A 23,842-nucleotide genomic window follows, 5' to 3' on the forward strand; every position below is an offset into this window, starting at 1 on the left:
TCCTGCACACCTCAACCAAGAATGAAAAGAACAAGGGGTTATCCGGCTGCTTGTGCATCCACACCGCGTTCACGCTTAGCCCGTAATCGGGCCAAAGCACTTGCGTAGGCCTTTGCGGAAGCCACCAAAGTATCCGCATCGGCCGAACGCGCTGTCACCATTCGCCCATGCTCACTCAAACGGACAGACACTTCGGCTTGGGCGTCGGTGCCTTCGGTGACAGCATGCACCTGATAGAGATCAAGCGTGGCATGATGGGGTACGAGCGCGGAGATTGCGTTAAAAACTGCATCGACTGGCCCATTGCCGCGCTGGGTTGTCCAAACAGGTTTGCCATCAATTTCAAGATCAATTTCGGCAGTTTGGGGGCCATCTGTTCCTGCCACAACGCGTAGTCGAACAACCTTAATAGTTTCATCCAAATGGGCGGCAGCATCATCGACCAATGCAATGATATCATCGTCATAGACATGTTTTTTGCGGTCTGCCAGAGCTTTAAATCGTCCAAACGCATCTTGGAACGCATTGTCTGACAACTCATAGCCTAAATCGTGCAGTTTATCCTTAAAGGCGTGGCGGCCAGAATGCTTGCCCATCACAAGATTGGTCGAACCTTGACCGACATCTTCGGGGCGCATGATTTCATAGGTTTGCGCGTGCTTCAGCATACCATCCTGATGGATACCGCTTTCATGGGCAAAGGCATTTTTACCCACAATCGCTTTGTTATATTGCACGGGAAAGCCCGTGATACGACTGACCATTTTGGAAGCCATCAACAGGCGTGTCGCGTCAACTCGGCTGCTATAGGGCATGCCATCGCCCCGCACCCTTAAAGCCATGACAATTTCTTCAAGCGCCGCATTGCCTGCCCGTTCACCCAAACCATTGATTGCACACTCAATCTGGCGTGCACCACCTTGAACTGCTGCTAATGAATTGGCCACGGCCAATCCCAAGTCATTATGGCAATGGGCCGAAAAAATCACTTGATCGGCGCCTGGTACGCGGGCAATGACATCGGCGAAAAGCGCGCCATACTCGTTGGGAAAAGAATAACCGACCGTGTCGGGCAGATTAATGGTGGTTGCCCCAGCGCGGATCGCGATTTCAACCGCGCGCAGCAAAAACTCGCGCTCGGTCCTCGTGGCATCCTCTGCCGACCATTCGACGTCATCGGTGTGATTGCGCGCCAGTGAAACAGAAGCGTGAATGGCTTCAAGAACGGCTTGAGGTTCCATCTGAAGCTTGTGCTTCATATGGATGGGTGAGGTTGAAATGAAGGTGTGAATGCGTTGACGTGGTGCCGGTTTAATGGCCTCAGCACAGCGTTCAATGTCTGTAGTTCCTGCCCGCGATAACCCGCACACCACACTCGATTTGACGGTTTTGGCGATCGCATGCACCGCCTCAAAGTCGCCCTGACTGGCAATTGGAAAGCCTGCTTCGATTACGTCAACACGCATATCTTCAAGCACTTTAGCAAGCTCGATTTTTTCATTGTGGGTCATGGAGGCACCAGGCGATTGCTCGCCATCGCGCATGGTGGTGTCAAAAATACAGATAGCTTGGGTCATGATTATAAATGGCCTGATTTGGTAAAAAATAAAAGATTGAGCTCACTGGCTCGGCCCTGTGTAGCTCATTTTACCCCTAGGTTCCGACCCAAAACCAATTAGCCTAAGAACCCGTGCGCGCCTAAGGGCATTAAAGCAGACCTAGAAATTCTGACCAAAAACACAGCTTACTAGCTAAATCACCCAAACTGATAGGCCCGATAAAGCATAAAATGCTGAGATATTCGCAAAATAGGGATAAATCATGCCCATAAAGTTGCAATTATCCCAAGCAGTGGAATTATAGACCACATCAAGCTTCTAATCAAGGCTTTGGCGTATCTACTTTGGCTTGTCCCCGCAAAAGCATGGGGCGCAAGATGGCAATTACCACAAGATAAACCAGCGTGGCTGCGACAAAAAACCAAAGCGCGCCTTGGTTTTGCCCTTTCATGACTTCGCCCAACCCATGCGCGCCAAAGGCAACGAGGCATATTTTCGGCAAGATACCAAGGCCCGTCCCCCCGATGAACGATGCTAAGGAGACCTTGGCGGCACCCAGCGCCATATTGCACAGAATAAACGGGCCGGAGGGAACAAAGCGTATAATCAAACTTGCCCAAAAACCGTTCCTTCCAATAAAGCTGACCGCCCGGCCACCACGTCCACCCGTCAGCTTAGATAAGGCGGATGCCCCTCCAGCCCGACCCAGTAAAAAGCCGACTTGGGCGGAAACCAAGGTCGCAACCCAACTCACCACAATACCTTCAGTTGGGCCAAATACGGCCACCGTAGCTGCAATCAAAACGACTTGAGGGGCACCGATAAATGCCAAGGCGGTAAAAGTCGCAGTCACTGCCCCCAAGGCCCACCAAGCATGACGTAACCCCCTTAAGAAGTGGGCAATCCCACTTTGGTCAAGATCAATGAATACCATGCCAATGGTCACAACAATGCCAGCAAGGCTAAACAAAAAAACAGCGACCCAAACCGCTCGAGCAGCGGTCGAATCCATCTGGGTAAAAAAAAGGTAGAGGCGCTTTAGCCATAATGGCATCGCATTAACCCCGATCGCGCATCAAGCGGCCCTGCTCACGCTTCCATTCGCGCTCTTTGGTAGTGTCGCGCTTATCATGATCCTTTTTCCCCTTGGCTAGGGCTAACTCTAATTTTACCAAGCCCCGCTCATTGAAATACAGCTTTAATGGAACAATGGTGCGGCCTTCACGGTTGACAGCGGCATATAATTGATTGACCTCACGCGCACGCAGCAATAACTTTCGTTTGCGCCGGGGCTCGTGGTTAAAGCGCGATGCGGGTCCATATTCTGGCACATAGGAATTGATTAGCCAGACCTCATTGTTTTCAGGACTGGCATAACTTTCCCCAATATTGGCGCGCCCTAAACGCAGGCTTTTAACCTCGGTCCCAGTTAATACCAGACCCGCTTCATAGGTATGCTCAATATAATAATCAAAGCGGGCACGTTTATTGTCTGCAATCAACTTACGAATTTGAACTGGGCCCATGGCCTAATTACCCCTCAGCGCCCCAGAAGCGATCATGGCGGTCTGAACCGCTCCACGTGTCGCAGTATTTGGAGGAACCAGCGGCAATCGCACATCTTCAGCGCACAGGTCTATGATCGACAAAGCAAATTTGGCAGGACCAGGATTGGGCTCTAAAAACAATGCGCGCTGTAAGGGGTCAAGTTGTTGATTTAGCGCACGCGCTTGTGTCATTTTCTCAGCGGCCATTAAATCTTGGAGCTGCGCACATTCTTTAGGCATGATGTTAGCAAGAACCGACACGCATCCCACTGCGCCATAAGCGGCAAAAGCAAGTGCTAAATGATCATCACCGGCAAAAATCGAAAATGGCTTGTGGATCCGCGCAAGGTGCAAAACGGTCCGCGAAGGGTCTCCGGCACTGTCTTTGAGCGCTACAATATTGGGATGTTTTGCAATCTCCGCCATAGTGTCGGGTACGATATCTACATTGGTGCGGCCTGGTATATTATACACCATGATTGGCAGATCGACCGCATTGGCCAAGGTGTTGAAATGGGCAATCAGCCCAGCTTGGCTGGGCTTGTTATAGTAAGGCGCAACAACCAAAGCTCCATCTGCACCCGCCTTTTTAGCCATTTCCATGTGACGAATAGCAGCCTTTGTGTCGTTGGATCCACATCCCACTACCACGGGAACCCGCCCATTGGCTGCCTCGATGGCTAAGTCAAATAAATGCCAATGTTCCCCATCATCAAGTGTCGCACTTTCCCCAGTTGTACCAACCGGAATAATGCCGTGCACACCGTTTTCAATCTGGCGCTCAATCAAGGTTTGGAACGTGAGGTCATCAATTTTGTCATCTTTGAAGGGCGTGACGAGAGCTGTATAAACGCCTTTGAAAACCGTCATACGATGTGTGGCCTAGTTGAAGTTGATAGAGTGGCCCACCCTTTGTCTGACGCAATGCCCATCGATGCAAGAGGCATAGACAGGACACTTTCAAATTCAGGTATAACCGCGTAGCTGCTATTGTTCGCATGTTTTTTCACACATATGACTAGGTGAGCTGACAGATGCTCGCTATGAAGGCACTTAGATTGTGACGATTTAACCAAGCGGTTAACACCACCTGACGATTCTCAACTCCTATTCAACTCACATTACCCTCACTCACATCATTTTGACCCGTCGTCACCGGAGTTTTGTATGAACCTGTCTTATAAGCGTAGTTTTATCATGATACGCTGGATGATCGGAATCATGCTTAGCGGCATAGGTGTGCCGTTTGTGGCATTGGCGCAAGTCAATGACCCTCTTGGAACAAGTTCGGCCCCACCCTTAGACCAAGCTACTCCATCACGTGGACCTGCTCAACCCATCCCAGTTTCAACCCCTGTTGCAATAATCCCCAGCCAAGCCGGACAGGCCTTAAAGGATGGTTTAAACAGTGCAGCGCGCGGGGATTGGGATAGGGTTCGCGCCATCATGAACCAGACCCCCGATGCCCGTGTGCGTGCCATGCTGCTCTGGCGCTTGGCAACGTCAGACACCAATGCAGCAAGTTTTGATGAATTACGCCAAGCACTTGACCAATTACGCTTTTTTCCCCAACGCCAAGCCATCCGGATCCGTGCGGAACAAAGTTTGGCGTTCACCAATTTATCAGTGCAAGTGAAGCGTGCTTTCTTGCAGCGCCAAGAACAAGGCCTCGAGATGAATGGCCCGATATCTGGGGAAGGAAAGCTCGAATTGGCCTCAGCTTTATTTACTTTGGGCCAAACCCAAGAAGCCAAGCGGTGGCTCTCTGATGGCTGGCGAAATCATCGCTTGGATCGTGCCAGCCAAGCCGCATTTTTAGAGCGACTGGGCAATGAACTTACCCCCCAAGACCATGATGCCCGTGTCGATTTCTTGTTATGGGCTGACAGGGTCACCCAGTCCAAGCCGCTGTGGCCATTGATGAGTGATAATGGACGCAAAACCGTTGAGCGTCGATTGGGCATTGCATCTGGTGAGACTGTGACTTTATCGGGTACCATGCTCGATGATCGTGGCATCTTGTATCAACGCGTCCGCGCCCTACGTTTGGCCAATCGCCGTTCAGAAGCTTTGGCACTCCTAACCCAGATTGATTCAACCGGTGTTCCTGAACCAGGCCAAGATCTCATTTGGGCAGAGCGGCGCAATCTTCTCAATGAGGCTATTGTAACCAAGGATTGGCAGGCAGCTTATCGGATTGCATCTACCCATGGCTATACGCGCGGTGAGCGTTTTGCAGATGGGGAATTCGTTGCAGGTTGGATAGCGTTAAGATTCTTAAACCAACCCAAAACGGCCATGGTTCATTTTACCCGCCTCGATGCAGCCGTGCGGACCCCAGTGTCCAAAGCGCGCGCCAATTATTGGTTGGGTCGAACCGAAGAAGTCATGGGACAATCTGATGCTGCGCAACGTCGTTACCGCACCGCCGCCCTCTATCCAACTTACTATTATGGTCAGTTAGCAGCGATACGATTAGCCGATCTTTTGAGTCAAACGGCGCTATTGACTTTACCCCCAGAAAAGCGTGCAACCCCCCAAGACCGTGCCCGTTTGCAAGCGCGCCCGATGATGGCCATTATCAACCTCTTATCGGAAATTGGAGAAAGCCAGTATTTCCGCCAATTTGCTTCTGCCTTAGACGACGAGCTTGAAACGGAGGGGGAGCATCAAGCGCTTTCGGAATATGCCAGAGCTCAAGATGAACCAGCCCTTGCTGTTCGGGTGGCCAAGGCTGGCCTCAACCGAGGCATACTGGCCACTGAGGCTGCTTTTCCACTGATGCCGGTGCCAAGGCTAGTTGGCTATGGCCAGATTGAGGATGCATTTACCTTGGCAATCACCCGCCAAGAAAGTGAGTTTAATAGCCGTGCTGTATCGCAAGCCAACGCGCGTGGTCTAATGCAATTCCTACCAGCTACAGCAGCCAATCAAGCGCGAAAAATGGGGTTAGAGCATAATACTGCATGGCTGATCACACGACCCAGCCATAATGTCACCTTGGGTTCGGCACACCTTTATGACCTTGTGAACAATTTTTCAGGCTCTTATGTTATGGCAGCTGCCGCCTATAATGCCGGGCCAGGCCGCCCGCGCCAATGGGTCCAAACCTATGGCGAATTACGCGAAACCGATCTTGAAACCGCCATTGATTGGGTAGAGAAAATCCCCTTTGCTGAAACCCGCAATTATGTTCAGCGCGTTTTGGAAAACATCCAAGTTTATCGTGCTCGCCTCAATGGTGGTTCGGCTTTGATTGGCTTGGCCGATGATTTGCGGCGCGGTAAACGACCCCAACCTACGTTCATTGTGAGCATTGCCCCTAATGCCCATAAATCTGGGGCGATGGTCCCCGAAGATCATCCCTCTGGCGCAAACCCGGTTAATGGTGAAGTATCGAACGAAAATCCAGCGCCAGCCCCGCCCAATCAACCCAATTGACACTTTAGCATCCATGCGATGAGATCACCCTTATTTTAAATACGATTGGCTCAATCAGGCATGAGGTTAAGCTGTCGTCTTCATACTACCTACGCACAACTGTAATAATATAACATTTATGCTTCGCTTTTGGAGACTAAGGCGCTAAAGCTACAATGAGGACAATTAATCGTCGATGCCGTAGCGCAAGAACGGCCGGCTTGTCCAAGTCCTGATTGTTAGGAAATGCACCATGAGCCTTATCATCCATGATCTGTCGATCGGTTATCCCAAGCGTCTTGTCATGGCCGGTGTATGCGCGCGGGTAGAAGCTGGATCCGCCATAGCACTAATTGGGCAAAATGGCACAGGCAAATCAACTTTATTGAAAACACTTGCCGGGGAAATACCGGCTTTGGCAGGCTCCTATAGTTGGAATGCAGAAACGCCTGCCCATCGTGGTATCGCATGGCTGTCCCAGTCCCCAAGCCTTAAGCGCGAAGCCCCGATCAGCGTGCTGACTTTAGTCGGTACGGGTCTTTGGGCCCGTTTGGGTCTATTTGGGCGACCTTGTCGACATGACCGGGACCTTATCGACCACGCCTTGGAACAGGTTGGCCTCTTTGATATGCGCCACCTTCAGGTCAAAGAATTATCGGGTGGGCTGTTGCAACGGGCGCTCTTTGCCCGTGTGGCGGTGCAAGATTGTGGTCTTATACTATTAGACGAGCCTTTTTCAGGTGTGGATCAAGCCTCTTGTTCAAAATTGCTTGATCTGATCTCTTCTTGGGTGAGCGAAGGACGCACTGTGATAGCCGCACTTCATGACCTCGATAGTGCGCGCCAGTTTCCGCAATGGTGGGAATTGTCCAAGTTTGGTGCTTTTATGCGTCGCGCCGAGGAAAAACCACACACCAGCATCTCGCAGCTTTCCTGGGCCACCCATGAGGTACCCTTGTCGTGATCGGCATGGTTTCGCCCTTTATGGAATATGAGTTTATGGCACGCGCAGCATTGGGTGGATGTGTCTTGGCTGTGGCTGGTGCCCCACTTGGTGTTTTTTTGATCTTACGCAGGATGAGTTTAGTGGGCGACGCTGTTGGGCATGCCGTCTTGCCAGGTGCAGCAGGTGCTGCCTTGCTGACCGGTGGCAGTACCGTCTTAATGACGCTTGGAGCTGCTTTAACTGGGCTTTTGGTCTTTGTAACCGCAGGATTTGCCAGCCGCGCGTTACGTCTGCCTGAAGATGCTGGCTTTGCTGTGTTTTATCTTGCCGCTTTAGCCAGTGGTGTGATGCTGGCCAGCGCTGGGGGTGGGAGTGTCGATTTGGACAGGCTTTTGTTTGGGGCAGCTTTAGGCCTTGATGACACAGCGCTGTTGTTAGCTTTTCTGGCCGCTGGGGCAAGTTTAGTGATAATAGGTATCTTATTTCGACCCTTATTACTCGATACGCTCGACCCACAATTCTTGCGCACCTCAGGCGGCCCCAAATGGGCGGGACCCTTGGCTCAAGCTGCTTTTTTTGGTCTGTTAGCGCTGACCACGGTGGCATCTTTTCACGCGCTTGGCGCATTGATGAGCATTGGCCTTACAATTTTACCAGCGATTGGCGCACGCTTTTGGGCCAAAGGCGTGGTTACGATGATGGTCTATGCCTGTGGTTTAGGTTGGCTTGGTGTGATCATGGGTTTGTTAACCTCCTTTTACGCAGATGCGCCTGCAGGAGCTGCCATTGTTGCAAGCTTGGTCGCGATAGTCATTCTTTCCAGCCTCATTGGACCGGTTAATTCGGTCGTGAGCCGCCATTTGCGTCAGGTTTCCCTTGTTGCCTAATCGGAGGTCGGTATTCGGATGGGGGGTTGGCGCGGTACTGGCGGGCGGCTGTCAAGACAAACACAAACCAAAGGTAGTTTCATCTACAAATGTCCCTAAGGTTTTGGCGAGTTTTTCGATTCTTGCCGATGTTGCTCAAACCCTTGCGGGCAACATGGCCCAGGTTAAACCCTTGATCGGCATCGGCCAAGCCGCCCATGATTTTGACCCAAAGCCCAGCGATTTAGCGGATTTGTCAGATTATAGTTTAATCATTCAAGTTGGCTTTGGCCTCGAAGAATGGCTTGATCGCTTACCTCAGAGTACGGGCTTCAAAGGGTCGATCATTCAGGTTTCGCGCGGCATTGAGCCAATAGGTGACACTGCGGCTACGCGCGACCCTCATACATGGCAGAGCTTTGCAAACCTTAGTCATTTTGCGCATGTTATCGTTGGTACTTATCAGCGCTTATGGCCATTTTTTCATGATGTGTTTGCTCGGAACCTTTTGACCTATCAAGCCAATATTGAGCGCGCCCGACTTAAAGCCAGCATGCTTTTGGCACCCATTACCCGAAAACCGCACCTGATTTTGGTACCTCACAACTCGTTTGCCTATCTTGCGCGTGAATTCGGCTTGACGATCATGGGTATCTCGACCCTGCATCATGGAAGCCAACCATCCGCTTTGGAGCTTGCGCACTTAATTCAAAAGGTGAAGGCAAGTCCAATGGCAGCCTGCTTTGTTGAAACCGATGCAGACGCACGCATTATGGCCCAGATCGTGCAAGAAAGCGGCGCACGGTTCGGCGGTCGCCTTTATAGTGATACCTTGTCGTCACCTTCGGGTCCTGCTTCGACGGCTTTGCGTCTTTTGAGTTCTAATGTGGAAACGCTGGCAAGAGCTCTTAAAGACCCGGATCAAAAGTAGCCACGTCAAATACCTGATCCATACTATCGGCTGGATTTTCACAACAGGGTCCACCAACCGGACGGGCCGGTACGCCAGCGACGGTGCAACCATCGGCTACATCGTGGAGCACAACCGAACCTGAGGCTATACGTGCACCACTCCCCACTTTGATATTGCCCAAAATTTTAGCGCCCGCTCCAATCAAAACGCCAGCACCAATTTTGGGATGTCTATCACCACCTTCTTTGCCCGTACCGCCCAAGGTCACATTGTGCAACATAGATACGTTGTCACCAACCACTGCCGTCTCACCAATAACGATGCCGGTAGCATGGTCCATAAAAATCCCCTCACCCAAACGGGCAGCAGGGTGAATATCGACTTGTATCAGTTCGGCGACACGGCTTTGCAGGTGCAGTGCCATCATCTCACGCCCAGACTTCCACAGATGATGGGCAACTCGATAGGCTTGAAGCGCCATAAAACCCTTATAATACAGAAAGGGCTGAACATAAGTGCGACAGGCAGGGTCGCGCATTTTGATCACACGCACATCGGCCACAGCGCTTCGCACGATCGAGGGATCAGCGACAAAAGCCTGCGCACATACTTCGCGCATTTGTAGGCTATTCATATCCGCACCGCCCAGTTTTTGTGCCAATAGGTAGGACAAAGCATCATCAAAGCTCGTGTGGTTTAAGATCGTGGCATTGAGCAAGCTGGCCAATAAGGGTTCTTCAGCTGCGGCAGTCGCCGCCTCTATTCGCAAATTCGTCCAAATGCTCGACAAGGTCGTGGCCAAACCACCTACCAGCTCTAAGCTAATGTTTGACATTATTCCTCTCCTATCCGATCAGGGTTGAAATCGGACCTGCCCAGCAAAGCATGACTTAACATCTTACTTTCTAACTCAGATGGCAATTGGTGAGTAGTGGCTAAATAATAGGCCCGATAGATGGTCGCAACCGTCATGGCATCGCGAATTTGGCCCAGTGCCACCTCTGCCAGCAGATCAAGGAAATGAACCCGCTTAGTTTTGAGCACTTCTGTGCATTCAGGCACTGCTTGGCCTTTGCTTAATCCATAAGCGATATAGCAGGTAGCCACTTCATCGCTGACCGAATTAGACAGATCCATCTCAAGAATTTTAACAAGGGTTTGGGCAATTAATCCGGTTTCTTCGTGCAGTTCACGCCTTGCACCGGCCTCAAGATCTTCTTCATAAGTCACGCCACCTTCAGGCATTTCCCAAGACCATGCTTTAAGTGGACGACGATATTGACCAACGAGCCAGACACAGCCATCCTTGTCAATGGGCAGCACACCTACCGCGCGATGGACAAAGTGCACGATACCATAAATGCCGGGGCTGCCGTCCGGACGCAAAACTTCTTGATGCTCAACCTTAATCCACCCGTTTTGATAGGCAGTCTGGCTAGATAAAGTCACAAATGGATCGTGTTCAGTTACGGCTTCGTTCACAGGCAAATCTCATGATGGTGATTGTGTCGTTAGGCGATGTAAAGGCGTTCACAATGACTTATAGGCACAATGTCTTATAGGATTTTGTTATGACCGTCACACCCAGCGAATTGCCGCCCCACCCAAAAGAACATGACGACTTAGCGTTGCCAGTTGCCGATCGTGCATTCCTGACCCGCTTGGCTTTGCGCCGGTCGAGCAAAGTCATCCATTTAGCAGATCCCGGACCCGATAAAACAACCCTAGAAGCCATTTTGCAGATAGGTGCGCGTGTTCCTGATCATGGCAAGCTTGGGCCGTGGCGGTTTATCGTGCTAACTGGCACGCACCGCGAAAGTCTTGGGCAAAAGCTGGCAGATTTGCTGGAAAGCCGTAGCAAAGACCCTGAACCGGCCCAACTTGCTGCTGAACGAGCCCGGTTCTTGCGTGCACCCTTGGTGATTGGCGTGGTCAGCGCACCAGTTGAAAGCAGCAAAGTGCCACGATGGGAGCAGGTCCTCTCAGCGGGTGCGGTATGTTACAATGTGCTTCTGACGGCCAATGGTTTCGGATTTTCAGGTTGTTGGCTCAGTGAGTGGATTTGCTATGATGGCGCAGCCTTAGCGCTTTTAGGTTTAGCATCTTCTGAACAATTGGCTGGATTTATCTATCTTGGTACCCCTACCCAGCCCCTAAGGGAAAGAGCGCGCCCTGAGATTGGTCCACGGGTGACATTTTGGCAGCCTTAAGGGCGCTCGACGCTCTCCTGCAAGCTCTTTAGAGGGGTGGTGGGTCGTTACTTGTTGCCGGTTTTGTCTCAACTGGGGATTTGGGTCGCAAGGGTGGTTCAATTGGGGCTTGGGTTTCAAATAGTTTTCGCAAGAAACCCGGTGCTAAAGCGGAAATCGGATTGGCGCGCACTTTAGGGTTACCCAAACTCCCCTGGGCACTGAATGTTAAGCCAACAAGGCCCTCATCCTGCCCTCCTCCCAATAAACCCCCAATCAAAGGCACATAACCCAAGCCACGATTGAGACCCCCTGGGGTGGCGACACCGCGAATATCCATTTGCCCCTGTTCAAAATCAACATAGCCTTGCGCCTTGACTGTATAGGCACTGCTATCGGCTTTGCCATCACGCAACGAAAGAACCCCGCCATTGACCTGCATGGGTAGACGAACAAGGTCGAACAAGATCGGAGATTGATTTGACCGCAACAACGATATATCCTTGACTTGAAAAGACAAAAGGCCTTCGCTTTTAGCCCCAACAATCGGTAATTCTCCTTCGATAACACCCATACCACCCTGCAAAGGGGCCCCAGGATACAATAAGCGGGCAAAAAATCCGACGTCGGATAAGGTCCCAGAAATTGTTACCCGGCCATCGGTAAGAGGTAAGAATTCAATCTGAGTAGGTCCGGCGGGGGTGCTCCCACGCAAGCGCAGCGCCCGCCAGCCGAACTGGTCACGAGCCATTGCAACCTCTAAATCGTCTAAGGCGCTAACGGTGCCCGTAGCCACCCGCTTAAAATTGGCCGTCATAGTCATGGGTTGCTTGAGTAAATTGACCGCCTTCTCTGTTACATCACGCCTCAGCACAAAAGGACTTAAATCAAGATAATCACCCACAAGATTGAGGGTAAGACTGCCGTCCCTGTGTGAGAGTTTAAAGCCAAAATCGGCTACATCCTCGATTTTTATCTGGGAAAAGTCCGCCAATTTAAGGTCCATTTGGTCAGAAAATTCCAATTGCCCCCGCACAAAAGCGCTTTTGGTTTCAAATTCTAAGCCATCAACTTGCCAACCAAAACCTGTTTGGCCCAGGATTTGAGCTTTGATTTGACCTGGTTCACCCACAGGCTTTGACCAGCCTGAGTTTGGCAACACCATCCTAGCAGCCTGAACATCGGCCAGCACATCTGCTTTGATCACAGTGCTGGTTTGGGTATGTAGATCGAGGGACACTTTAACCGGGCCGGTTGCATAGGCCGCCACATCCACCCCAATCTGATTGAGGCTCGCTAAATCCACCATCCCAGTGGCTACCAAATGTGACCCATCTGCCACCGGATTTTCAATGCCAGCCATAGGTGAAGGTGGAAGATGGTTCCGCCAAACAAATTCAAAGGGATTCCCCGCGACATGGGCTTGCCCATTCACCTTGATCCGGCTGCCTACAACATCCAGATCTACTTCCCCTTGATTGGCCTCAAGGCCAGCAAAGACATTTTTGAGGCTAGCTTGTTCAAAATGCCCACTTGCACGCACCATAATCGTTTCGGGATTAATATACTTTGACAATGGCAAACCTAAATCAAGCACAACTTCTCCCACACCAGCCAAGCGCGCGGCATCTATTTTGGCTTTGGACAAAATGTGTAACGGCTCACGGTCAATTTCCTGGGCCATGGTCGCTACAGACCCCGAGACCACGGCATGAACAACAGCTAAAGCATCCTTGGGTTGAAACTGGGGAATAGAGAAATACCCTTGCTTCAACTCTAAAGGGCCTAACTTGCCCTGGGCAACATCGAAGCGAAAACTCGTACCGGTCAAGCGCGCGCGCCCAGATACATCGGTCAAAGCGGTCATGCCTGGTAAATAATCAACTGTGCCATCGCGCACATCAAAGTTCAAGGCAATCATGTCTGGGCCACCAATTTGGCCTTGCAAAAGACCCGGCGGAATTCGCAAGGTGAGCTGGTCAGTCGTGGCGATACCAGTGCGGATCACTTGTGCGATCGCCGATCGAACATCACTCAAAAAACCTCGCGGCCAAGCCGCTAGCAAAGTGTCAACAGTGATTTGCCCACCAAACTGGGCGTTAAGAAAAACTTTTGCCGAGCCGCGTGGCGCCTGGGCAACTTCGCCATTTCCGACAACAACAATGCCTTGATGACGCAATTGTGCATCCCTAAACACCACTCTAGAATGATCTATATCACCTTCAAAGCGCAGATCCGTAGCAACAAACGGACGTGGAATTTGACTTGGATTGATCAAGCTTAAGTTCGAAGTTTGAACCAAGACGTCTTTGAAACCTTGTTTCGATAATGTTCCCGCGGCGCGAATAGGGCCAGTTACAGCGCTAAATACAGGGGAAACTAAACTTAAAGCATCGGCGGTCATTGCGTAAAAATTTAAGAACCCGTCTCCAGTGCTTCGTCCAGAAATAGTGAGTTTAGATCCAGATAGTCCTAATCCACGACCAATTTTTCGCCGGGTACCCATGGTATCAATCAGGATTTTAAGTGAGGTTTGCATTGGTGTGCCAAGGCCGATCAGGCTAGCTGACAGACCGCGCGCTTCGATCTGCGGCCAAACCATCCCCCGCCCAAACAATGTAAGATTGGCAAGGGAGGCACTGCCTTGCCAATCTCCTCCAAGTCCTGGCTTAGCAAAATCCATTGCCAATTGATCCGCTTTGCCCAATGGCCCACGGCCATCGGATAAGGCAAGACCTGTCGCACGGACACTCCCCTTGACCATCCCTCCTGCGAAGAATTCATCTATTCCAGATGTCCCTTTCTGCGCTGATCTACCCTGAGACGATAGGCTTAGACGTGCATTCATAAGGGTGACAGCACGTGTATCTGGGCTTGATACACCAAGGGTTTGAGCGCTGAGTTGGAGGTTTTGTAATCTTGCCTGTGATGATATGGTTAAGCTACCTTTGACTTGGCTGCCCATCAGACCCCCTATTGCCCTATCTTGAATGGCAAAAGAACGGGCATTGAGATCGATGCGGCGCGAATTGCCTTGCAATGGAAACAGTACCGCTCGAAGATTGTCGCCGCGCATTTGACGGCCTAAAACCGAAGCCTGCTCTAAGCGAATAATCCCATCCCTAGCATACCAGGAAAATCGACCTTCGGCTCGATTAAGCCAAAAGCCACCCACTTGACCTGCCCCCATTTGCGCCTGACCAGCAACGCTAATGATGGTCCCATTGGGTGACAAATGACCTAAAATGTGTCCGCCAATCGGGCTGGTCCAAGTGACCAATTGTTCAAACTGAGTTGGGCGAAGGCTTTGGGGAATTTGGCTAAATTGAAAATGCTGCACCTGGGCGACCATACTGAGGGTGCCTTGGGGGTCTGGTGGCACGGCCAAACCAAGATTAATGCTGGAGGGCGTGTTAACCACCCGGCCTGAAGCTTGGAAGGTGATGATGCCAATCTCATTGCGATGAAAGCCAGCCTGCGCGCCTTCCAGCACCAATTGCTCACCACTATCTGGATCAATCACTTGCAATCGCGCATTGCGAAGAACGACTTGCGCTACCCGTCCAGCTTGGCCCGTTGGATCAAGGGCTTTGCGTGTGGTTTGGATGATCCGCGCCAGCCCGCCTTGGTGATCTTTGAAACGCGGTAGCGCCAACACCTCTTGCGCAGTGCCAAAACCAAATGCAATTCGGCCTTGTTGATCAACGACCAAAACCGCCTCGACACTCGATAATTTGGCTTGCTTCACAACAGCGCGCCCTGCCAAGAGCGAGGGCGCATCCAAAGCCAGATCAATCTGACCGAGCCTTAAAGGTGAAGTTCGTTGATCGGTCCGCGCAGTGATTTGCCCGGCCAGAACCACAAAATCGTGTTCAATCGGATCCCAACCTAAACGCAAGGAGCCAATCGTAGTTTTGCCACCAACTAAACGCCCCAACGCCTCTTCAGCAATCGGGGTTGCAAGCGCAATCGAGACCGTACCGATCGAGAGACGCCACGCGAGATAGCCAGCACATAATCCCCCCATAGCGATTATCAAAGCAGCACCTTCAAGCAACAATCGCGTATGGCGCATTTGCTTGAGTGTTCGCCTCTTCCCCTTACCACCGCGCTTGCGCCCAGATTGGCGGCTGCTAGAAACGGCATTCTCGCCTGGATCAGGCAGCCTGTTGGGTTGCTTTTGGCGCAAACGGATTGGAACTAAAACCATGAGTGAGCTTGAGATTGGCCAATTGGCCCCAGATTTTGAATTGCCAACCGATAGTGGGACAAAGGTGACTTTGTCTGGATTGAAGGGAAAGTGGGTTGTTGTGTATTTTTATCCAAAAGCTGACACCTCAGGCTGTACAAACCAAGCCATTGCTTTCACACAACATCTGGAAAAGTTTGCGCAAAGTGGTTGTGAAGTCATCGGAATTTCCAAAGATACAATAGAAAGCCATAAGAAGTTCAAGGCAAAATATGACCTCGGAGTAACTTTGGCATCAGATTTTGGCACCACAATCAGCGAAACTTATGGGGTTTGGGTCGAAAAAAGCATGTATGGCCGAAATTACTTGGGTTTGGAACGCACAAGTTTCCTCATTGATCCAAACCAATATATTGCACATATCTGGAGAAAGGTAAAAGTCCAAGGTCATGTTGAGGCCGTGCTCACAGCTGTCAAGGCACTAAAGTCTTAATGCAATTTCAGCTTCTAAAATGGGTGCAATGCCCTTCCAATAGCTTATATCTAGGCAACTGTGATTCACTCCATTGGAATGCTCGCCTAGACAGACTTTGCATGATACGCCAACAACAATTGGGGTTGCGCCATAGCCCTGCTCAGGTATCAAAGGGGTATGAGCACCTTTATAGGAATGACGACAATGGCTTTTTGGCAAGCAAAGACAAAGGAAGATTATCCTGATATGGAAACAAATTCGCTACCATCCATGCGCATGGAAACTCCTGCAACTTCTGTAATGGTCCCAGCCTCAAAGCCTACTGGGTCTGTGATCGCCGTGGGTACTTCAATTCATGGTCCTATCCAGTCATCGTGCGATATCCATATTGACGGTCTCGTGGTTGGAGATGTGCGGTGTGAAAGTTTGGTTGTCGGCAAAAATGGCGAAATTAAAGGGAATGTATGGAGCGAAATTGCTACGATCCGAGGGAAAATATCTGGGAATGTGAATGCAAGAATGATCCAATTGGCCACGGCAGGCTCGATCGACGGTGATTTGACCCACGCTGTATTGATTATTGAAGAAGGTGGTCAATTTGTAGGTCGTTCCATACGTTCTGCTGATCCATTGGCCAGTGATACGGGTAAAGCTGCATTTCAAGATGCCAATTCAGGCCAAAGGGCAATTGCCAAACCTGGCAAACCACAAGCAGGCAAATATGAATCAACCCCTGCACCTGTTTCTACTGACACCAGCCGAACCGATACCCCACAATCCAGATTGGCAGATGCGCTAGGCGATTCCTTTGATGCGAATGCTTAAAGTGGCGCACTGACTACGACAAAGCGGGCACACAATTTACCGGTACGCACTGCTTCAGCACGTGCTTTCCACGTAACGATAGAATGTAATGCAAAGCTGGCTGCAAGGTTCTCGCCAGCCTTTTTGAGCTCGGCCTGGCGGCTTTCAAAATCTTGCAGGGTAACATTTAAGCAGGAACTGATCGCGGCTAAGAAATACGCATCACAATCAATTACAGAATTGATTGTTAATCCAGCAGCGGAGGCAGCGGATTTAAAAATATCCACCGGGGTAAAGAGTCTTTTTTCAATTCCATGTGCCAAATCAATTGCCACTTCGCCATCGTTAGAAAAAAGATCCAACCAAATACCTTGCGCGCCTGGCTTGAGCAGCCGCAATAACGTAAATGCACCAGCCTCGACGCGGGCCACTTGTCCGCCCTTATAGAACATGATCGCAGCATCGGCTTGGCCTTCAAGCAGGGAACTAAATTGTCCATCATAGGCCAAGGATACACAATTCTTATGACAATGACTTGCTTTGATAGTGGCTTCCGACAAGGATTTAATGATCGGATCTGCCTCATAATTGGTTAGTTTAACATCAAATTTTTCCAGTAGTGTCCGCCCAATGTCTCCAGCACCAGCTCCAATTAGGGCCACTTGTGCACCTTGATTTACCCCAAGTGCAACTGCCAATTGACTGGTTAAAGCCAAGGAGGTTGGAAAATTGCGGCCAGATCCCCAGATCAATGCGCTGGCTGTGGCATAGAGATTTTTGTGCTGCAAACTTAGCTTTGTGGCAGCTTCATGTTCCTTGATTTTCGATTCTTTCGTTTGAGATGGGCTATGAGGTGTGCCATGCCACCAAGCCAAAAGCCGGTTCCAAATTGGACCTAAGGCGCGAAAATTTAGGGCTGGATGCCCATCTATTGGTAATGAAATTTTTGTATCCATAGAGGCGAACTAACAAAGTCGATCTAATGGAGCCCTTAAGGCTTAGTCTGCATTTTAAATAATATGCGAATGGATCATGATTGATCAGACGTTAAAAATTAGGAATAAAATCAATGATAAAGTGAGGCACATTTTATCTTTAATTGACCGCCTTGGCCTTAACGAATGCTTGTAAAACAGATTTTACTTCATTGACCCATCTATAGTGCTTCATTGTGTTGACACGCCATCGATTTCCCCGGAGCCCCCAAACGATAGACCCCTTTAAAGCCATTGGGGTCAACGATTTTGCCTTTGCAGTAGATGCTGATTTGACCCTTCCGCGCTAAATGAATTGCAGCCTGACGTACTGAAGGAAGATGCCTACGCCAGCCGTCTTGATCCTCACCAACATAGACAGCGCGCGCCGCTTGGGTTGGGTCAATGGTTCGACCAGGTTTGGCAGCAGCGATAAGGGCTAAAATGGCGGTTTCTTCAGGACTCATAGCCGTTATCCTTTGGCTGCTTTAATCATCTCACGCGCGATCACAATTTGTTGAATTTGGCTGGTGCCTTCATAAATACGGAAGATACGGACATCGCGATACAAGCGCTCTATCCCGTAATCAACAACATAACCTGCGCCCCCTAAAATCTGCACGGCTCGATCAGCGACCCTGCCCACCATTTCTGAGGCATAATATTTGGCGGCAGCAGCCTCCAAAGTGATAGATTGGTCCCCATCTTTCAACCGGGCCGCGTCCAAAATCATAGCTTTAGCGGCATAGGCTTCGGTCTTAGAATCCGCCAACATGGCTTGAATCAATTGGTGCTCACAAATCGGCTTGCCAAATTGCTGGCGTTTAAGCGCGTAATTCAAGCTATCGGAAATCAGACGTTCTGCTAACCCGACGCAGACCGAAGCAATATGGAGACGTCCACGGTCCAGCACCTGCATCGCGAGCTTAAAACCCGCGCCTTCTTCACCCAAGCGATTTTCAACTGGCACTTTGACAGCATCGAAATACACGTCACAAATATGCGCCCCTTGTTGACCCATTTTCTTTTCGGGTTTGCCAACTGAGAGGCCAGGGCTATCCCGCTCAACCAAGAAGGCTGTCACCCCTTTAGCACCCTTCACATCGGCGTCTGTGCGGGCCATGACGGTAAAGAGCCCTGCTCTATCGGCATTGGTGATATAGCGCTTTGAGCCCGTCAACACATAATGATCGCCTACACGCTGCGCGCGGGTTTGTACGGCTGCTGAATCCGAACCCGCTTCAGCCTCCGTCAGGCAAAAACTGGTCACAAGTTCCCCTGAAGCGATCTGGGGCAGATATTTTTGTTTTTGGGCCTCGCTTCCAAATAGAATAAGGCCTTGGGAACCAATACCAACATTAGTACCAAAACAGGAGCTAAACGCAGGGCTGGTGCGGCCAAACTCAAACGCCACCAAGCATTCTACCTCCATCGTCAAATCAAGTCCGCCGTATTTAATGGGAACTGTTAATCCAAACAGACCAAGCTCTTTCATCTGGTTGATTATGGCTTCAGGGACCGCATCATCCTCTCCAACCTGTGCTTCAATCGGGCGTAGCTTTTCTTCTACGAAACGCGCAATGACGCTGATCAATTCTTGGGTGATTTCACGATCATAGGCCACTTGTGTCTCCATGAGCAGATATTCTTGTTTTCTTTGCCAAGCACTTTAAGACCCAATCACACCCGCTGACGAGCCCATTGTGAAAGTCGATAGCATATGAGTGAAAATACTCCATCCAAGCCAAGTCTTGTGCACGAAGGCCCGTTTGCCGGCTGGTCAACCTGGGGCAATGGATCTGATCCGTTTGAGACACTGACCGGGCCATTTTATATGAAGTCATTGGGTGAAGGCCGCTATCAATGCGCCTTCATGCCCACCGATCAGCATTGTAATGGCATGGGCAATATCCATGGTGGGGCATTGATGACCTTTGCCGACTTCGCTTTGTTCGCACACGCATATGATTATATGGAGTCAGGTCCTTGCGTGACGATGCATTTTGAGAGCCAGTTTGTAGGGGCGGCAAAGCCCGACACTTTGATTGAATCAAGCGGTGATATCGTGCGCGCTACCCGCACCATGTTGTTCCTGCGCGGCACACTTAGCCAAGCCGGAAAACCAATCTTAGCCTACTCGGCCATCCTAAAACGCATAGGCTTGTAAGAATCAGCCGCATTATTTCATGGCAGGTCGGCCACATTCGTGGGTAAAATGTGGCCGTAATCAGACAAAAACCGTCACCATTTAGCGGAAGTTCATGTGACGAACATTCTTTGGCCTTAATGTGTATCTTATTGATCACATGATGGTTTTGCATTCAATACATGACATAATATTTAGTTGCAGCCCACATTTTGACCTCCTATCTATAACCTGTCTAAGGGCACTCCTCCCCATCCAGCGACCGAAACAGCGGTACTGAACGAGAGCTCCAAGATCAAATAGGGTAGTTTCTAGGCCATTTCGGTTTAGCGAATTTGCTCGCAACAATTAGATAGGAATGTCAATCATGCGTTTTGTTACTCTCGCAATCTTAGCTACCACCACTTTAGCCAGCGCGCCTAGCTTCGCGCAGTCAAACACCTATATCACAGCCGGTTATGATCATCTCCATACCAAAAAGACCGATACTGGAACCCTCAATGGAAGGGTTGGTTATCAATTCTCGCCAAACATCGGTCTTGAAGGTGAAGGTGGCATCGGCATTAAAGAAGATAAAGTCAATGGTGTTAAAGTGCGTACACGTGGCACCTTGGGAGCCTTCGGAGTAGCCAGTATCCCTGTTGGAGATAGTCTGTCGATCTTTGGCCGTGCCGGTTATGTGCACAGATGGACAGAAGCTAAAGGCGATGCCAGTCTATTAAAAAAACAGGGCTATAAGTCCAAGGATGACGATGGTTCATTTGCGATCGGGGTAGGTGGCCAATATATGTTGGACGATTCCAATGGCGTGCGTTTGGACTATACACGCTACACCAAGGATAAGGGTGCAGACGGCATTACTGCAAGCTATGTCCGCAAGTTCTAAGACTTGGCGACCGCTTTGAATTGAACGGATTAGGCCTTCCCAGTTTCTGGGAAGGCCTTTTTCTACGGCAATGGCTTGACGCCATTACGGGCGATCACACGTTTGGTCTCGGCCATGTCATCAACCCTTTTGGCGATGGCGTAAAGCTTGGGTGCGTGGGCTTGATACCAATCCGAGCGTGGACGCCAGTGGATCAAGACCCAGATATAAAGATCGAGTGCGCTAAAAGTCTCACCCAAAAACCATGGATGGCTAACTTGTTGCTCCAGCTCCAGCATTAGGCGCTTGCGGTGCTGATCGGTACGGGTGCGCAGCGACCCTTCACTGTCTTGATCAGCCCATTTTTGCGGATAATCGCCATATGTAAAGGTGGGATAGATTGCGGCGTTTATCACCATCAGCCAGCGCCAAAACTGGGGACGTAGGTCAGTATCGAGGCTGGGCACCAAGCCCAAATCAGGACGGGAATCATGAATAGTAAGCACAAAGGCGGCGGTCTCGGTCAACACTTGGCCATTTGGAAAAACCAATGTTGGCACTTGCCCAAGTGGATTGGCAGCGTGCAAGCCGTCGCTTTCTAAACCATGATCACCCCAATCTACAGTCTCGATCTGACAGCGCACATCTGCAAGGCATAAAACAATTTCTGCCAGCATAGATCCACCGCCATTACCAACAAATAGGATCGGGTCATTTGCCTTGATCGTCGCCATGATTTAGCCACCGCCCCCAAATTGCAGCTTCCAAGCCGCGACTTGATCGTCTTCAATCTTGGCAAACAATAGCTCTGGTACTTGGATCTGAAGACCATGGGGCAAGGCATCAAGTAGGCCAGCATCATCGGCCTTTGGCCACATCCGTTTGCTTTCAGGCACGCCAAGACCATCAAGGATCCGTGCGGCAGCTTCTGGCACAAAAGGCCCAGCCAAAATAGCAAATAAAGCGACCAGATTTAGGCCTGTGCGCACGCCTAATGCCGCCAAAGTAAAATCGGTTTTGATTGCCGTCCACGGTGCAGCCATTTGCAGATACTCATTACCCAGCGCCCATAAGGCGCGGGTTTCTGCTGCGGCTTTACGAAACTCCATCTCGTCGTGGTAAGCGGTGATGGCCGCGATCTTGACCGAAACATCCGCCCATAACTTCGCTTCTGCTTCCCCGGCCACGCCTTGTGCTGGCACTTGGCCGTCAAATTTTGCGTCGGTAAATTTCAAAATGCGGTTCACAAAATTACCCAAAACATTAGCAAGATCAGAATTGACCGTTGCCTGAAAGCCCTCCAAGGTAAAGGCGGCATCTGAACTTTCTGGCGCATTGGCCATCAAATACCAGCGCCAGTAATCACCGCTTAAAAGCTCTAAGGCTTGGTCCATAAAGATACCGCGTTTTTGGCTGGTAGAGAATTTCCCGCCATACCATGTCACCCAATTAAAGGCTTTCAGCCGATCAACCAACTTCCAAGGCTCACCCGATCCTAAGATCGTGACGGGGAAGGAAACCGTATGAAAGGCGACATTATCCTTGCCCATAAATTGCACATAGGACACATCCTTGGCCCCACCATCCGTGCGCCACCAGCGTTTCCAGTCGCCACCAGTCGCGTCCGCCCATTCTTGCGTGGCGGCGATATATTCAATCGGGGCGTCAAACCACACGTAAAACACTTTGTTTTCAAAGCCCGGCCGGACCTTGCCATCTTTCAGGACCGGAACCCCCCAAACAAGATCACGCGTGATCGCGCGGTCCTGCAATCCCTCGTCTAACCATTTATAAGCGATAGAGCGGGCCAGATGGGGCCAATCTTGGGCTTGATCGACCCAGGCGCGGATTTTTTCCGCCATTAAGGGTTGGCGCAGGAATAAATGTGCGGTGTCGCGCACTTCAATATTGGTCGAGCCTGATATTTTAGAGCGCGGATGGAGCAATTGGGTAGGGTCGAGCAGCGTGCCGCAATTATCGCATTGGTCGCCGCGCGCATCAACATAGCCGCATTTAGGGCACGTACCTTCCACATAGCGATCAGGTAAAAAGCGTGCATCATCCACACAATAGACTTGCGCGGTCACCCGCTCTTCTAACAGACCATTGTCCTCCAGCATTTGGGCGAAATGCTGGGTTAAAGCGTAATTTTGCGGGCTGGAAGAGCGGCCAAACCAATCAAAGGAAAGATGAAACCCAGTCCCTGCTTGACGCTGGATATCATGTTGAAGCTGACAATAGTCGCGCACCGACATGCCAGCCTCACGCGCCGCAAGCTCTGCCGGGGTGCCGTGCTCATCGGTGGCACACACAAACAGGACTTCATGGCCTTGCAAACGGCGAAACCGCGCATGCACATCGGCCGGCAACATCGAACCCGCCAAATTGCCAAGGTGCTTGATACCATTGATATAGGGAAGTGCAGAAGTAATCAGATAACGGGCCATAACAAGTGTGTAAGCGATTTGTGCGCGCCATCCAAGGCTTGGATGGCATAGAGTGCTCACAAAAAAAGGGATCGGCGGGGCCGATCCCAGTTTGGGCATCGCTAGGGACGTTGGAGGCGTAGGGTGCAACGATGCCGGTACGACTAGTGCCTGTCAGAGGCTGCCATGCCTAAAAGGCCAGAAGCGACGATGGTAAGCCAAAGTGCTGCGATAAGATTGATCATTGTTTTGTTCCTTAATGTAGGTTCCGGGGAGGTGGAGAGAGAATGCTAGGTGTGCTTAGACGCGGTCAGAAGCCGCCATGCTGGCGATGCCAGCGCCTAAAAGACTGAGCCATACGGTTGCGATTAAAGTGATCATTGTTTTGTTCCTCAATGTGGGTTCCGGGGAGGTGGAGAGAGAATGCTAGGTGTGCTTAGGCGCGGTCAGAAGCCGCCATGCTGGCGATGCCAGCGCCTAGAAGGCAGAGCCATGCGGTTGCGATTAAAGTGATCATGTTGGT

21 protein-coding genes are annotated in these 23,842 nt (G+C 50.6%); 9 read left to right on the forward strand and 12 right to left on the reverse strand.

The genetic code is table 11. The features are described from left to right. Positions 1-38 precede the first annotated feature (38 nt). The 4 genes from PsB1_RS07940 to dapA all read right to left on the reverse strand — a co-directional run bounded on the left by PsB1_RS07940 (position 39) and on the right by dapA (position 3,976). Positions 39-1,577: a 2-isopropylmalate synthase gene (locus PsB1_RS07940; protein ID WP_284360292.1), complete on the reverse strand. Its 1,539-nt coding sequence runs from the start codon at positions 1,575-1,577 to the stop codon at positions 39-41. Between the two features lie 304 nt (positions 1,578-1,881). Beyond that, positions 1,882-2,613 (reverse strand): TVP38/TMEM64 family protein, encoded by a 732-nt coding sequence (locus tag PsB1_RS07945; RefSeq protein WP_284360293.1) that lies wholly within the window; start codon positions 2,611-2,613, stop codon positions 1,882-1,884. A gap of 4 nt (positions 2,614-2,617) precedes the next feature. Further along, positions 2,618-3,070 (reverse strand): SsrA-binding protein SmpB, encoded by a 453-nt coding sequence (gene smpB / locus PsB1_RS07950; protein ID WP_284360357.1) that lies wholly within the window; start codon positions 3,068-3,070, stop codon positions 2,618-2,620. A gap of 18 nt (positions 3,071-3,088) precedes the next feature. Continuing rightward, positions 3,089-3,976, reverse strand: coding sequence for a 4-hydroxy-tetrahydrodipicolinate synthase (dapA, locus tag PsB1_RS07955; protein ID WP_284360295.1), 888 nt, complete (start codon positions 3,974-3,976; stop codon positions 3,089-3,091). Between the two features lie 297 nt (positions 3,977-4,273). On the opposite strand from dapA, the gene PsB1_RS07960 reads away from it, so the two are divergent. The 4 genes from PsB1_RS07960 to PsB1_RS07975 all read left to right on the forward strand — a co-directional run bounded on the left by PsB1_RS07960 (position 4,274) and on the right by PsB1_RS07975 (position 9,269). Next, positions 4,274-6,547: a lytic transglycosylase domain-containing protein gene (locus tag PsB1_RS07960; RefSeq protein ID WP_284360297.1), complete on the forward strand. Its 2,274-nt coding sequence runs from the start codon at positions 4,274-4,276 to the stop codon at positions 6,545-6,547. A 232-nt stretch (positions 6,548-6,779) separates the two neighbouring features. Next, complete coding sequence (locus PsB1_RS07965; RefSeq protein WP_284360299.1) at positions 6,780-7,490, forward strand: metal ABC transporter ATP-binding protein; 711 nt, start codon at positions 6,780-6,782, stop codon at positions 7,488-7,490. A 5-nt stretch (positions 7,491-7,495) separates the two neighbouring features. Then, positions 7,496-8,359 carry a metal ABC transporter permease gene (locus PsB1_RS07970; protein WP_284360359.1) on the forward strand — a complete coding sequence of 288 codons (864 nt, stop codon included), beginning with the start codon at positions 7,496-7,498 and terminating at the stop codon, positions 8,357-8,359. A 103-nt stretch (positions 8,360-8,462) separates the two neighbouring features. Next, on the forward strand, positions 8,463-9,269 hold the full coding sequence (locus tag PsB1_RS07975; protein ID WP_284360301.1) for a metal ABC transporter solute-binding protein, Zn/Mn family: 807 nt from the start codon (positions 8,463-8,465) through the stop codon (positions 9,267-9,269). On the opposite strand, the gene cysE is transcribed toward PsB1_RS07975, so the two are convergent. Both cysE and PsB1_RS07985 read right to left on the reverse strand, forming a co-directional pair. Beyond that, positions 9,247-10,086, reverse strand: a complete 840-nt coding sequence (gene cysE / locus PsB1_RS07980) for a serine O-acetyltransferase (RefSeq protein WP_284360303.1) — start codon at positions 10,084-10,086, stop codon at positions 9,247-9,249. The genes PsB1_RS07975 and cysE overlap by 23 nt on opposite strands. Beyond that, entirely contained in the window at positions 10,086-10,733 is a 648-nt protein-coding gene (locus tag PsB1_RS07985) for an NUDIX domain-containing protein (RefSeq protein ID WP_284360305.1), read from the reverse strand. The genes cysE and PsB1_RS07985 overlap by 1 nt, the downstream gene beginning before the upstream one ends. 89 nt (positions 10,734-10,822) lie before the next feature. Here PsB1_RS07985 and PsB1_RS07990 point away from each other — a divergent pair, with 89 nt between their 5' ends. Then, positions 10,823-11,461 (forward strand): nitroreductase family protein, encoded by a 639-nt coding sequence (locus PsB1_RS07990; protein ID WP_284360306.1) that lies wholly within the window; start codon positions 10,823-10,825, stop codon positions 11,459-11,461. 28 nt (positions 11,462-11,489) lie between these two features. On the opposite strand, the gene PsB1_RS07995 is transcribed toward PsB1_RS07990, so the two are convergent. Beyond that, positions 11,490-15,650, reverse strand: a complete 4,161-nt coding sequence (locus tag PsB1_RS07995; protein WP_284360308.1) for a YhdP family protein — start codon at positions 15,648-15,650, stop codon at positions 11,490-11,492. Here PsB1_RS07995 and bcp point away from each other — a divergent pair. Both bcp and PsB1_RS08005 read left to right on the forward strand, forming a co-directional pair. After that, positions 15,649-16,122: a thioredoxin-dependent thiol peroxidase gene (bcp, locus tag PsB1_RS08000; protein WP_284360309.1), complete on the forward strand. Its 474-nt coding sequence runs from the start codon at positions 15,649-15,651 to the stop codon at positions 16,120-16,122. The two genes, PsB1_RS07995 and bcp, sit on opposite strands and share 2 nt — an antisense overlap. 186 nt (positions 16,123-16,308) lie before the next feature. Then, on the forward strand, positions 16,309-16,929 hold the full coding sequence (locus PsB1_RS08005) for a bactofilin family protein (protein WP_284360310.1): 621 nt from the start codon (positions 16,309-16,311) through the stop codon (positions 16,927-16,929). On the opposite strand, the gene PsB1_RS08010 is transcribed toward PsB1_RS08005, so the two are convergent. The 3 genes from PsB1_RS08010 to PsB1_RS08020 form a co-directional block, all read right to left on the reverse strand. Beyond that, positions 16,926-17,864 carry a hypothetical protein gene (locus PsB1_RS08010; RefSeq protein ID WP_284360311.1) on the reverse strand — a complete coding sequence of 313 codons (939 nt, stop codon included), beginning with the start codon at positions 17,862-17,864 and terminating at the stop codon, positions 16,926-16,928. The genes PsB1_RS08005 and PsB1_RS08010 overlap by 4 nt on opposite strands. A gap of 200 nt (positions 17,865-18,064) precedes the next feature. Next, on the reverse strand, positions 18,065-18,349 hold the full coding sequence (locus PsB1_RS08015) for a DUF3253 domain-containing protein (RefSeq protein ID WP_284360312.1): 285 nt from the start codon (positions 18,347-18,349) through the stop codon (positions 18,065-18,067). Positions 18,350-18,354: 5 nt separating this feature from the next. After that, on the reverse strand, positions 18,355-19,506 hold the full coding sequence (locus PsB1_RS08020) for an acyl-CoA dehydrogenase family protein (protein WP_284360360.1): 1,152 nt from the start codon (positions 19,504-19,506) through the stop codon (positions 18,355-18,357). Between the two features lie 96 nt (positions 19,507-19,602). Between PsB1_RS08020 and PsB1_RS08025 the strand changes: the two genes are divergently transcribed. After that, positions 19,603-20,049: a PaaI family thioesterase gene (locus PsB1_RS08025; protein ID WP_284360313.1), complete on the forward strand. Its 447-nt coding sequence runs from the start codon at positions 19,603-19,605 to the stop codon at positions 20,047-20,049. 346 nt (positions 20,050-20,395) lie between these two features. Continuing rightward, on the forward strand, positions 20,396-20,914 hold the full coding sequence (locus tag PsB1_RS08030) for an outer membrane beta-barrel protein (RefSeq protein ID WP_284360314.1): 519 nt from the start codon (positions 20,396-20,398) through the stop codon (positions 20,912-20,914). A gap of 62 nt (positions 20,915-20,976) precedes the next feature. Here PsB1_RS08030 and PsB1_RS08035 read toward each other — a convergent pair whose 3' ends face one another. Both PsB1_RS08035 and metG read right to left on the reverse strand, forming a co-directional pair. Beyond that, positions 20,977-21,627 (reverse strand): glutathione S-transferase family protein, encoded by a 651-nt coding sequence (locus PsB1_RS08035; protein ID WP_284360315.1) that lies wholly within the window; start codon positions 21,625-21,627, stop codon positions 20,977-20,979. Between the two features lie 3 nt (positions 21,628-21,630). Continuing rightward, positions 21,631-23,340 (reverse strand): methionine--tRNA ligase, encoded by a 1,710-nt coding sequence (metG, locus tag PsB1_RS08040; RefSeq protein ID WP_284360361.1) that lies wholly within the window; start codon positions 23,338-23,340, stop codon positions 21,631-21,633. Positions 23,341-23,842 lie beyond the last annotated feature (502 nt).

Origin of the sequence: Candidatus Phycosocius spiralis (genome assembly GCF_030158815.1) — a bacterium.
Taxonomy (GTDB): Bacteria; Pseudomonadota; Alphaproteobacteria; order Caulobacterales; family Aquidulcibacteraceae; genus Aquidulcibacter; species Aquidulcibacter spiralis.